The following is a 12,307-nucleotide window of genomic DNA, read 5'->3' on the forward strand; positions in this document are numbered from 1 at the left end:
GGCAGCTGGCTGTCAGCGCCGCCGAGCTGGTAACGCAGCGCTGCGGCCAGGCAGGTGGTGGCGAGCTTCTGCCGCTGGCCACCGGACTTGCCGGCGCCGCTGCGGTAGATCTCGACCTGCTGGCGCGTTTCCGCATCGAGTTCGACGCCGATGAACTCCACGTGCATGCGCACGTCCAGGACCAGCTCGCGCCAGCGCTTGTCCTCACCTTCCTGCGAACCCAGGCGGTTGACCAGCTGGCGCAGCACGGTGAACTGTGACTCCGCCAGTTCACGCTGCTCGGTCTGCTGCTGCGACAGCACTTCGCGCAGCTGCAGCTGGAACTCCAGCACTTCCGGCAGCCGGCGGTCGCTCAATTCGATGGTCAGCAGGGTGCCCCGATTGAACGGCACCTGCTCCAGGCTGGCGTTGACTTCGTCCAGGCGCTGGCCGATCGACTTGCGGGCCTCGGCGCTGTGGCGCTGCAGGGCCAGCAGGTTGTTCTTGCTCTGGTTCTGCAGCAGATCGAAGAAGCGTTCCTCATGCTGCGGCAGGCCATCGCGTTCGAGACGGTCGAGGCGGGCGAGGAAGTCCTCGGCCGACGCCACCGATGCGGTGAAGTCGCCGGATTCTTCCGGCCACTGCTGGATGAAGCGGCGGAAGCAGCCGACCAGCTGGTTTTCGATACGGTTGAGGTCCTGCTGCGAGGACGACAACTGTTCGTTCAGCGCGTTGCTGACCTGGCGCATGTGCGCTTCCAGCGTTTCCAGGCTGAGCGGGCCCTGTTGCTGCAACCGCTCTGCCAGGCCGCTCTCCTGCGCTTCGGCCAGCGTTGGCAGCACCAGCGCGCGGCTCTGCTGGCGCGCGCGGTCGAGGCGGTCACGTTCCCGGACCAGCTGGCCGCGCTCGACGCGGACATCCTCATAGGTGCGGCGGGCCTGCTCGATGTCGGCGCGCACGGCGTCGATCTGCTGTGCCAGCCTGGCCAGGTCGGCATTGCCTTCGCGCAGGTCGCGCAGGCTGGCTTCGATGTCGGTCAGGCGCTGCTGGGGCGCGGCGACGTCGATCTCGTTCCATTGGATACCCGCGAGCTCGTGGCAGGCCAGGCGGCGCTCGTTGTCACGATCGCGCTGGCCACGCAGGCTCGCGATATCGGTCTCGCAGCTGGCGATGCGCTTGGCCAGTTCCTGCGCCTCACGTTCGAACGCACCGACCTTGTCGTGATTGTTGAAACCGAGAATCCAGCGACGGCGATCGCCCACGGCACTGCGGTCGTCCTTCTCGAAGCGGTCGCCCGGATGCTTGACCTGGCCTTCGCGGGTGATGCCGCGGTCGACGTTGCGCAGCTGTCTGGCATCCACGCATTCGTAGTCGAATCGCTTGCCCAGCTCACGCCGCAGCCAGCTCTCGAACACGTGGTCGCGCAGCTCCAGCTTGTGCAGCAGCGACTTCGCCGATGGTTCGCGGGCGAACGCCTCGTCGTTGCGGCGCACGCGGTAGTAGGTGAAGCGCATGCCGAGGTGGGTGCGGTTCACCCAGTCGGCAACCGCGTTGTAGTGCTTGTCGTCAACCAGCAGCGACAGCGCGAAGCCACCCAGCACGCGTTCGATCGCACCCTGCCAGCCCTGTTCCTCGGAGCGGACCTGGATCAGCTCGCCGACGAACGGCAACGCCACTTCGGAAATGCCGGTCTCTTCCGCCAACCGTGCACGCAGCTTCTGCATCGGCGCCGGAATGTTGGAGGGCGTGCGCTGCATCGCGTCAAGTTCGAGGCGTACTTCAGCGAAGCGACGCTCGTCATCGCGCTTGCCACCGAGGCGCTCGCTGATGGCATCGTCCAGCGAGGCCGAAGCGCGCTGGCGATCCTGCAGTTCGTTCTGCGCACGCTCGACCAGTTCGGCGAAGCCATGGGCATCGTCGGGCAGTTCGGCCTGCAGTTTCCGTGCGGCTTCCTGCGCCTGGTCGCGCTTGGCCTTGCGGCGATCGCGCTCGGCTTCGGCGCGGCCCTGCTCGCGCTCCAGCTCTTCGATGCGCTCGCCGCCCTGCTGACGCCGCTGCAGTTCCAGCTCGGCCAGGCGTTCGCTGTGGTTGTCCAGCGCAGCGCGGCGCTGCGCCTCTTCCCCCAGCAGGCCACGGTCACGCACGTCCATCTCGCGCAGGCGCGCTTCGATCAGCGCTTGGCGGCGGCTCTCGCGGAAACTGTCGACGCCCAGCTTGAGCGCCTCGTCGTCACCGCGCTGCCGGTGCATTTCCTTCAGATCGGCGTAATAGGCGCGCGCCGGCAACAGCGTCTCCACCTGGCGACGGGCGGTGACGACCGCCTGATGGGCCCCGTCAAGCTCGGCGAAATCACTCACCAGGCGCTCGGCGGCGTCGAACGTCTTCGGCGTGTCGAGCATGAAGTCGCGCAGGAAGACGTTGAGATCACCCAGGTTCTTCGCTGATTGCGTCTTGTGCAGCAGGCGCAGCGCCATCTCGTTGTCGATGCCGAGCAGGTCGCGGAAGCGCTCGGCATAGCCGGAGAAGGTGTCGAAGTGGTGGACGTCGGCCAGCTTCTGCTTGAGCTTGCGCAGGTCCAGATCGAAGCCGCCCAGATCCTTGGCGATGTCGAACGGACGCTCGGCGATCATGTAGTGCTTGCGCACGTCGCCGGCCGAGGTGCCGTTGCCGGAGATCCACAACAGGCGCACCAGGCTGACCACGCGGCCGTCGCCGGCGCGGTACTCCAGCACCAGTGCGGTCCAGGTCGCACCCTTGCGCAGGTACTGGGTGGCAATCTCGCCGGTGCCACTGTCCTGCTGGTCGGCCCACGCGCCACGCACGTAGGACACCAGGTTGCGGTCGCGGCCACTGCGCTCGGCCTCGCGTGCGGCCGCGTTGAAGTCGACGATGGCCGGCGGCGTCAGCAGCGCGGACATGGCATCGAGCAGGGTCGACTTGCCCGAGCCGGAACGGCCGACGAACAGGAAGCCACGCTCGGCGATCGGTACTTCGGTCAGGCCGTTGAAGGTGCCCCAGTTGTGCACCTGCAGGCGGCGCATGCGGAACTGCTGCAGGCGCGGGTCCGGCAGGCCTTCATTGAACAGGGCGGGGGTGTGCTTGGAAATGGCCATGCGGTGTTCGGGTCTCTCAGGCTTCGGCGGCCGGGGTTTCGCGCAGCTGGCGGTACACTGCCGAAAGCTGGGACACGTCTTCGGCGGAGAACAGCAGCTTCAGCGCCGGCGAGACTTCGTGGCGGTCGTCCTGGCCGCTCAGGCGGGTCAGGATGTGGTTGTCCTTCATCTTCTGCACGGCCGATGCAACGCGGCGGTTGAAGCCGGCGCGGTCGGTGGACAGGTTCTTCTCGTAGATGGCCAGTGCTTCGGCCATCTCGGCGTCGGCGACCACCGCGCGGTTGCCGCGCGCGTCGGCCTCAGCCAGCTGCTGGCGCAGGAACAACAACAGCACCGAGTCAATGAAGGTCAGCGGCGAGGTCCGCAGCAGTACCGGTGCATCGACGTCTTCGGTGTCGGCCTGGCGGGTGAATGCCACACCGCTTTCGCGGTCGAGCACCAGTTCCAGGAACAGGTCGGACAGCGCTGAACGGATGCCCGCCTCGCTGCGCACCAGTGCCGGCCACAGCTTGGCGTGGCGCAGCTGGTCGATGCTGGGACCGATCAGCAGCTGGCACAGCGCGCGCCGGGCATCCAGCGGCAGGCGGCCGGTATCACCCAGGTAGTACACGCTGTTGCCGCGCCGTGGCTGCGCTTCGAGCATCGCCGGCTCGGCCTCGTAGGCGTCCTCGGCCTGGTCGGCAGACGGTGCTTCGATGGGGTCTTCATGCCAGCTCATGGCGTCTCTCCTGGGTGAACCAAACCAGCGGGATGCGTGCGCGGCGCAGTTGGCCGTCGCCGCCACGCCATTCGGCGAGCTCCTGTTCGCCAGCGACTACGCTGCCGAAGCGCGTGCCCAGCGACAGGTAGCCGATGACGCTGCCCAGGCCCTGCGGCGCTTCGCGCTGCGACAGCGCCTGGGCGATGCTGAGCCGCGGCTGTGCATCGAGCAGGTCGTGCAGGTCGCGGCGCAGGGTGCGGAAATCGATTTCGGACGAGGCCACCAGATCACCGACGCTCTCCAGGCTGATGCTGGCCGCGTCGTTGTACTCGACATTGCCATCGACCTGGGCGCTGCGGGGGTCGTGCAGCTTCCACTGCGACCACGAACGCAGCCGGCTGGTCGTCAACTGCAGGTCACGACCGATCGTGCGCTGGGCCGGGAACTCGTCGCGCAGAGCCAGCGCTTCGGACTGGGCCTGCTTGAGCAGCTGATTGAGGCGACGCTGTTCAAGATAGCCGCGGCTCTGCACGAAGCCGCGCAGGCTGCGCGCGAAATTCTGCAGGACATCGTGTACCTGGCCGCCGCGTTCAAGCATGGTGCTGGTGAAGCTGCGCAGGAAGTTGCGCTCGTTGCGATCCAGGCGGCGTGCAAAGCCGCGTGCCAGCACGGCTTCCAGCGCGGCATCGAGCTGCGCGCTCTGCTCGGCATCATTGAGCAGCCGCCAGAATGCCTGGAAGCTGCGGCCGGCATCGCTTTCGCCGATCACGTCCACGCCCTCGAACAGCTGCGACAGCACATCGCCACGTTCGCCTTCGTCATCGATGATGCGCTCGCGGAACTCACGGTTGAGCTGCTCGAAGCCGTCGCGCACCCGGCGGAAGTCTTCGGTCAGCTCGTCGGCGAGACCGATGATCTGGCGGGCGCGCTCCAGTGCACGCTTGCCGTCCAGGGCGACCACACGACCGGCGCTGACCCGCGCGATCTCGGCGTCGATGCGGTCGCGCTCGTCGCGCAGCGCAGACAGGCGTGCATCGGGGTCGGATTCGGTCTGTGCAGCCAGCTGCGAGAGCTGTTCGATGACCAGTGCCAGGCGGCTCTCGGTGGCAGCCACGCGCGCCTGCTCGAGGCTGTCGGCGAAGCGGATCGCCTGCAGGGCCTGGGTCGACAGTTCGTACTGCTCCTGGTCGGCACCCTCGGGCAACCGCCGCTCCAGCCAGCCCTGGGACAGCCAGTGTGCGATGTAGGCCTGCGCCGTGCGCGGCAGGTCACGGGCCAGTTCGTCCCCATTGAGCTGGTCCAGCGCGCGCTGCAGGCGCTCGTTGAGCACCGAGGACGGCAAGGTGCGTTCGCCGTCCATCAGCAGGCTCTGCAGCAGACCGATGATTTCGGGCGCATGGTCGGCGGCAAGCAGCTTCCATTGGGGCTGTTCGCGCAGGTGACGGTAGCGGGAGATGCGTTCGCGATGCTTCATGCAGCGAGGGGATCGGGAAAGACAGGCGGCTGCGGGCAGCCACGCACGGCCGTCGCGGGGACAGCCGTGGGCAGGCCGGCCACCATGGGCCGGCGGTGCGGGGAGAAGCGGCTCAGCGCTTGCCGCCCACTTCGATGAAGCGCAGGAACTCGGCGCGGGTACGCGCATCGTCGCGGAAGCTGCCGAGCATCTTGGAGGTGACCATGCTGACGCCACGCTTGTGGATGCCGCGGGTGGTCATGCACTCGTGGGCCCCTTCGACGACCACGCCGACGCCGATCGGCTGCAGCACATCCTGGATGCACTGGGCGATCTGCGCCGTCATCTTTTCCTGCACCTGGAAACGGCGGGCATAGGCCTCGACGACGCGCGCCAGCTTGCTGATGCCCACCACCTTGCCGGCCGGCAGGTAGCCGACATGCACTCGGCCGATGATCGGCGCCATGTGGTGCTCGCAGTGGCTCTCGTACTCGATGTCACGCAGGACGATCAGTTCGTCGTAACCGGCGACTTCCTCGAAGGTCCGCTCCATGTAGGCGCGCGGGTCATCGCGGTAACCGCTGAACCAGTCGCCGTAGGCTTCGGCGACGCGGCGGGGGGTGTCCAGAAGGCCTTCGCGGGACGGGTCCTCTCCGGCCCAGCGCAGCAGGGTGCGCACGGCCTCCTCGGCCTGGTCCTGGGTCACGTCGCCCTGCGGGGCGGCCTTTTCGTTGTTCTTGCTCATTGCGTACAGCGTCCCGAACGGGGGGCGAGCATCGTACCTGACCGGGGGGTGGGTCGTCCTGTGGGGACGGTTCATCGGGGGTTCTTCCGGCGCCTCGTGGCTGCTGAGCGAGAGGGGGAAGGGCAGGCCGGGCAGGACACGCCGCAAGTACGTCCCTGTAGGCTCGGCCACGGCATCCATGCCGTGGACGGTCCTGCCCGGCCTGCCCCTCCCCTCTCCGACAATGTCCTGCTGGCGCGGTCGGCCCCCCGAAAGCGGAGTCAAAAGCGGGGGTTCATGGCTTCGGAAGCGGCGCGCCGCTGCCCTGGTGGGTGCGGACCGTTGGTCCGCACTGCTTCTGCTCTTGCCTTTAAGGAGCCAACCCACCGCGTTCGCGGGATGTGGGGCGGGTGGCGGAGGACCGGGGGGTGGGTCGTCCTGTGGGGACGGTTCATCGCGCGCCGGCAGTCGGGGTCGAGGGCCGAGGCTCATGGCTCCGGAACGTGCTGCGGTAGCGCCGGGCCATGCCCGGCGGGCTCTGTGGACGGGCCCCATGCCGCTCGCCGGGCACGGCCCGGCGCTACCGCAATGGGGCGCCCATTCAGCAAATACTATTGATAGGAATGAAATTAGTAGTATCCTATCTATCTATGGACCGCCCCCTCGACGAGCGCACCGTGCTGCAGATGCAGCTCAGCTCCGGCCTGCTGTATGCAGGGCGGCAGTGGCAGCGCCTGGCCGACAGCCGGTTGGGCAGCTACGGGATCTCCACCGCCTGCACCATGCCCCTGCTGATGATCGGCCGCTCCGGCGGCGGCATCCGCCAGGTCGCCCTGGCCCAGCAGCTGGGCATGGAGGGCCCCTCGCTGGTACGCCTGCTGGACAAGCTCTGTGCCAGCGACCTGGTCCGCCGTGAAAGTGATGCAAGCGACCGTCGCGCCAACCTGCTGTGGCTGACCGAGGCCGGCCAAGCGCTGGTGCAGGAACTTGAAGATCAGTTGATCGACCTGCGTCAGGACGTGTTCGGCGCGCTTTCCATGGATGAACTGCACGCCGTGCTGAAGGCATGGCGCCTGCTGGCCGAGGCCGCCGACCGCATCACGTGAGACCGATGTCCCCGGATGCCGCCGCTGCCGTTGCCACGCCAGCGGCTGTCACCCGTTGTTGTTGTGCCGTTGTTCCTCCCCTCCCCCATCTGCCCTGCCCTACCGATGCCTGGTGAATTCAGTCTCCACGGAGTGTTCGTCCCGACCCTGCTCGGGTTGATGCTGCTGGCCTATCTGCTCAACAGCGGTCTGCACGCGCTGCTGCAACGCGCCGGTGCCTACCGCCATGTCTGGCACCCGGCGCTGTTCAACCTGGCGCTGTACGGGATCGTGCTGGGCCTGCTTTTCCACCTTCTGCGCTGGATGCAATCGTGAACAAGATCGTGAAGAAGTCCCTGCCGGTGCTGCTCACCGGTGCCGCCGTGATCGTCGCGCTGCTGGTGCTGCGCCAGCTGTGGGTCTATTACATGGACGAGCCCTGGACCCGTGACGCCCATGTCGGCGCGGACGTGGTGCAGATGGCGCCGGATGTGTCCGGCCTGGTGGAGACGGTGAACGTCGCCGACAACCAGGCGGTGAAGAAGGGCGACCTGCTGTTCGTGGTCGACCGTGCGCGCTACCGCATCGCACTGGAGCAGGCACAGGCCAGCCTGGCCGAGCGCCAGGCGTCGGTGGCCCAGCTGAAGCGCGAGATCGGTCGTGATCGCAGCCTGCAGGACCTCGTCGCTGCCGAGGACGCCGAAGTGCGCCGGGCCAAGCTGCAGGCCGCACAGGCCGCGCTGGCCACGGCACAGGCCGCAGTCGATCTGGCCGAACTCAATCTGGGCCGCACCGAAGTGCGCGCACCGGCAGACGGCCGGGTCAACGACCGTACGCTGCGCGTCGGAGACTACGTGGTGGCCGGCAAACCGGTACTGGCGTTGCTGGATACCGGCTCATTCCGCATCGATGGCTATTTCGAGGAGACCCGCCTGCAGGGTGTGGTGCCCGGGCAGCGCGTGGACATCCGCCTGATGGGTGAATCCAGGCCATTGCAGGGACATGTGGAGAGCATCGCCGCCGGCATCGAGGACCGCTACCGCAGCAACGGCAGCAGCCTGTTGCCGAACGTCACACCCGCATTCGACTGGGTGCGGCTGGCGCAGCGCATTCCCGTGCGGATTGCCATCGATGATCTTCCCGCGGGTGTTGAGTTGATCGCCGGCCGCACCGCCACCGTGACGGTGGATACCGGCCGCCGCGCGGATGACAGCAAGGCCGGCCCCACGCCGACGCGGGGCCGCCTGTGAATACCGCACTGTCCCGCCTCGGCCTGATCGTCGCACTGGCCAGCCTGGCCGCGTGCAGGACCGTTGGTCCCGACTATGCACTACCGGAAGGCTCGGCATTCAAGCGCCCGGAGGCGAATGCGGCGTTCATCGATACGCAGAACCCGCAGATCGCCGCCAACCAGCCGCTGCCGGCGCGCTGGTGGTCGCTGTACGACGATCCGGTGCTGGACGGCCTGATCAGCCAGGCGCTGCGCGACAACGTTGAGTTGAAAGCCGCTGATGCCCACCTGCGCCGCGCGGCGGCCGTGTACGAACAGGCACTGGACGCCGGTGGCTTCGAGTACGAGGCCGAGGCCGGCGTCAGCCGCGCGCAGTTGTCGGCCGAATCGTTCCTGCAGGAACACGAACTGCCGGTGATCAACCTGGCCGATGGCAAGTTCGCGGTCAGCTATCAGTTCGATCTGTTCGGCAAGCTCAAGCGCGGTGCGGAAGCGGCGCGGGCCGACGAGCAGGCGGTCGCAGCGGCGCGCGACCTGGCCCAGGTCAGCGTGGTCGCGCAGGTGGCCGACAGCTATCTGGAGATCTGCCACGCCAACCACGAACTGCATGTGGCCGAGCATTCGCTGCAGCTGCAGCAGCGCGGCCGCTCGGTGACCGAGCGGTTGATCGCGGCCGGCCGCGGCACGCCGCCGGAACTGGCCCGTGCCAATGCCCAGGTCGCCCTGCTGGAGGCCGCGTTGCCGCCGTTGCGCGCGCAGCGCTCGGCGGCGGCGTACTCCCTGGCCGCCCTGCTCGGCCAGACCCCCGGCCAGTTGCCGGGCGGAGTGATCGACTGCGCACAGGCACCGTCGCTGACGCAACCGCTGCCGGTCGGAGATGGCCGTGCGCTGCTGCAGCGTCGTCCGGATGTGCGCCAGGCCGAACGCAGGCTGGCCGCGGCCACCGCGCGCATTGGCGTGGCTACTGCCGAACTCTATCCGGACATCCGTCTGGGGGCTTCGATCGGCGCCGCCGGCCTGCTGGAAGATTTCGGCCAGCCCATGACCCAGCAGTGGTCGATCGGGCCGCTGATCTCGTGGACGCTGCCGTCATCGGGCAGTCATGCACGCATCCACGCTGCCGAAGCGGGCGCCGATGCGGCGCTGGCCGAGTTCGACCACACTGTGCTGCAGGCACTGCGTGAGACGCAGACCGCTCTGGACCGCTACGCACAGGACCTGCGCCGCCTGCAGTCGCTGCGCATCGCCCAGGAACAGGCCGCGCTGGCAGCCGAGCAGAACCGCCGGCTTTACCAGGGTGGGCGGACACCGTACCTGGCCAGCCTGGACGCCGACCGCAGCCTGGCCACCAGCGATGCCACACTGGCCGCGGCCGAAGCACAGGTCTCGCGCGATCAGATCCACCTGTTCCTGGTGCTCGGCGGTGGCTGGCAGGCGACGGCCGCTCCACGGGCCACGGCGAACTAAGTGATGAACGCCGTGACCGATCGCCAGGCGTGGCTGTTCTCGATCAAGACCTACCTGGCCGCGATCGCCGCCCTGTACATCGCCATGGCCGGCAACCTGTCGCGCCCGTACTGGGCGATGGGTACGGTCTACATCGTCAGCCAGCCGCTGCTGGGACCAACCCGCGCCAAGGGCGTATACCGCATCGTCGGCACCCTGGTGGCCGGCCTGGCCACACTGCTGGTGCTGCCCGCGCTGGTGGAAACCCCACTGCTGCTGAGCGCGGCGATGTCGTTCTGGCTGGCCGGCTGCCTGTTCCTGGCCCTGCTCAACCGCGGCCCGCGCGGCTATGCCTTCCTGCTCGCCGGCTATACGACCGCCTTCATCGGCTTCCCCGCCGTGACCTCGCCGGAGACGATCTTCGACACGGTCGTGGCACGCAGCGAGGAGATCATCCTCGGCACGGTGGTGGCGGTGCTGTTCGCCTCGCTGCTGTTCCCGGCTTCGGTGCGGCCGATGCTGCGCGCACGCATCGGCACCTGGATGGAGGATGCGGCGCAGTGGTGCCGGCAGATCCTGGAGCGAGGCCGCGCGCATGCACCGCGCAACCGCCTGGCCGCCGATCTGGTGCAGTTCGAGGCATTGATCGAGTTCCTGCGCCGCGATGATCCGCGCCACACCGGCGCGGCGGTCTCCATGGAGCGGCTGCGCGAGCGCATGCTGTTGCTGTTGCCGGTGCTTTCCTCCATTGCCGATCGCCTGAGTGCGCTGCGAAGCAATGGCCAGTCGCTGCCCGATGGGCTGCCGGCAGTGATCGACGACATTCACGAATGGCTGCAGCAACCGGCCAGTGCCAGTGATTACGCCCGCCTGCGTGCGCGCATCAGCGCAGTGAAACCGCAGGTGGACCGCGACCTGCAGCACCTGCAGCTGGCCAGCCTGCTGCTGCGGCTGGAAGAGCTGGTGGACCTGTGGCAGGACTGCCGCACGCTGCAGCAGGCGATCGACCACGGCAACGCGCCGCTGGACCGCGCGCACTATCGCATCCGCACCGACCGGGTCGCGGCCGACAGGCACGTCGACTACGGCATGGCGCTGTTCTCGGCGCTCAGCGCCGGCGTGGCGCTGATGGGCTATTGCGTGCTGTGGATCGCGCTGGGCTGGGAAGGCGGTGGCAACGGCGCGATGATGGCTGCGGTGACGGCGGCCTTCTTCGCGGCACAGGATGATCCGGCACCGAGCATGGTCTCGTTCCTGGTGTGGGCGATGGTGGCTTCGCTGGTCGCAGGCGTGTACCTGTTCGGTGTATTCCCCGCCGTTCACGACTTCGGACTGCTGGCACTGGTGCTGGCGGTGGCGTTCCTGCCGCTGGGCCTGCTGCTGCACCACCCCAAGAGTGCGTTGTTTGCGCTGCCGCTGACGGTCAATCTGGCCGCGCTGCTCAGCCTGCAGAACACCTACAGCGCCAACATCCAGACGTTCGTGAACTCGTCAGTGGCGATGTTCATCGGCATCGGCTTTGCGGTGGTGATGACCCGCCTGTTCCGCTCGGTAGGTGCCGAATGGACCGCGCGGCGGCTGGTCCGGCAAGGCTGGACCACCCTGGCGGAAGCGGCCGAAGGCCGCGGACAGCAGGACCGGCAGCGCTTCGCCGCGCGCATGCTCGACCTGCTCGGGCTGCTGGCCCCCCGGCTGGCGGCGACGCCGGAAGGCAGCGACATCGCGTCGGTGGACATGCTCAATGAAGCCCGCATCGGCCTGAACATCCTGCAGCTGCGGCGTGCTCGGCTGGAACTGCCCGACCGCAGCCGCGAGGCCGTTGAGCAGATCCTGCAGGAGATTGCCGCGCACTATCGGCGCCAGGTCGCGGCACGCCGGCCGATCACCGCCGATCAGACGCTGCGCGAGCGGTTGGATGCCTCGCTGGGGCGGGTCGGCAGCGTGGCGGCCTGCAAGGCACGCGACGAGGCGTTGATGGGCCTGGTGGGCCTGCGCTTCGCCCTGTTCCCGGAGGCGAAAGCGTTGGCGCCGGGGCTGGCGGATGCTGAATCGCCGTCCATGTGATGCGATCCGCCGGGCATGGCCCGGCGCTACCATCGCTACCCCGTAGCGCCGGGCGATGCCCGGCGGCCTTTCGCCCCGACAACAGGACGGTTCAATGAGTTACGACATGATGGTGTTCGAGGCCAGCGTCGCCCCGCGTGAGGCGGCAGCGTTCATCGCCTGGTTCGAGAAGCAGACCGCCTGGGGCGAGAACCACGAGTACGACGATCCGGTGGTCAGCAGTCCGGCACTGCAGGGCTGGTTCGCCGCGATGGCACAGGAGTTCCCGCCCTTGAATGGTCCGCTGAGCAACGATGGGGACGATCGCGCCGAGGTCACCGACTACAGCATCGGCCGGCACGTCATCTACGGTGCGTTTGCCTACTCCGTGGCCGAGCGTGCGCACGGCCGGGTACAGGACCTTGCGGAGGAGCACGGGGTGGGCTTCTTTGATGTCAGCGCGGATGAAGCGGCCATCGTCTTCCCCGATGGCCTGGTGCTGATCGCGGAATGACGCCGGGTCGGATCCCGTT

The 12,307-nt window shown here is 67.9% G+C and carries 10 protein-coding genes; 6 read left to right on the forward strand and 4 right to left on the reverse strand.

Annotation, left to right across the window (positions count from 1 at the left end; all coding sequences use genetic code 11):
• The 4 genes from QMZ25_RS04000 to folE form a co-directional block, all read right to left on the reverse strand.
• Nucleotides 1-3,092: ATP-binding protein (locus QMZ25_RS04000; protein ID WP_283219167.1), on the reverse strand; the 3,092-nt coding region annotated here is incomplete at its 3' end.
• 16 nt (nt 3,093-3,108) lie between these two features.
• Complete coding sequence (locus tag QMZ25_RS04005; RefSeq protein ID WP_053520047.1) at nt 3,109-3,810, reverse strand: DUF4194 domain-containing protein; 702 nt, start codon at nt 3,808-3,810, stop codon at nt 3,109-3,111.
• Nucleotides 3,797-5,266, reverse strand: a complete 1,470-nt coding sequence (locus QMZ25_RS04010; protein WP_053520046.1) for a DUF3375 domain-containing protein — start codon at nt 5,264-5,266, stop codon at nt 3,797-3,799. Before QMZ25_RS04010 ends, QMZ25_RS04005 begins: the two co-directional genes overlap by 14 nt.
• A gap of 112 nt (nt 5,267-5,378) precedes the next feature.
• Nucleotides 5,379-5,990, reverse strand: a complete 612-nt coding sequence (gene folE / locus QMZ25_RS04015; protein WP_180876256.1) for a GTP cyclohydrolase I FolE — start codon at nt 5,988-5,990, stop codon at nt 5,379-5,381.
• A 629-nt stretch (nt 5,991-6,619) separates the two neighbouring features.
• Between folE and QMZ25_RS04020 the strand changes: the two genes are divergently transcribed.
• The 6 genes from QMZ25_RS04020 to QMZ25_RS04045 all read left to right on the forward strand — a co-directional run bounded on the left by QMZ25_RS04020 (nt 6,620) and on the right by QMZ25_RS04045 (nt 12,288).
• Nucleotides 6,620-7,075, forward strand: a complete 456-nt coding sequence (locus tag QMZ25_RS04020; protein WP_065174050.1) for a MarR family transcriptional regulator — start codon at nt 6,620-6,622, stop codon at nt 7,073-7,075.
• Nucleotides 7,076-7,180: 105 nt separating this feature from the next.
• Entirely contained in the window at nt 7,181-7,390 is a 210-nt protein-coding gene (locus QMZ25_RS04025) for a DUF1656 domain-containing protein (protein WP_053517257.1), read from the forward strand.
• Nucleotides 7,387-8,304: an HlyD family secretion protein gene (locus QMZ25_RS04030; RefSeq protein WP_053517256.1), complete on the forward strand. Its 918-nt coding sequence runs from the start codon at nt 7,387-7,389 to the stop codon at nt 8,302-8,304. The genes QMZ25_RS04025 and QMZ25_RS04030 overlap by 4 nt, the downstream gene beginning before the upstream one ends.
• Complete coding sequence (locus QMZ25_RS04035; RefSeq protein ID WP_065174051.1) at nt 8,301-9,752, forward strand: efflux transporter outer membrane subunit; 1,452 nt, start codon at nt 8,301-8,303, stop codon at nt 9,750-9,752. The genes QMZ25_RS04030 and QMZ25_RS04035 overlap by 4 nt, the downstream gene beginning before the upstream one ends.
• A 3-nt stretch (nt 9,753-9,755) precedes the next feature.
• Nucleotides 9,756-11,795, forward strand: coding sequence for an FUSC family protein (locus QMZ25_RS04040; protein ID WP_253118421.1), 2,040 nt, complete (start codon nt 9,756-9,758; stop codon nt 11,793-11,795).
• Nucleotides 11,796-11,889: 94 nt separating this feature from the next.
• Nucleotides 11,890-12,288: a hypothetical protein gene (locus QMZ25_RS04045; RefSeq protein WP_164151439.1), complete on the forward strand. Its 399-nt coding sequence runs from the start codon at nt 11,890-11,892 to the stop codon at nt 12,286-12,288.
• Nucleotides 12,289-12,307: the final 19 nt, after the last annotated feature.

The sequence above is a fragment of the Stenotrophomonas sp. RS-48 genome (genome assembly GCF_030053245.1).
Lineage (GTDB): Bacteria > Pseudomonadota > Gammaproteobacteria > Xanthomonadales > Xanthomonadaceae > Stenotrophomonas > Stenotrophomonas maltophilia_P.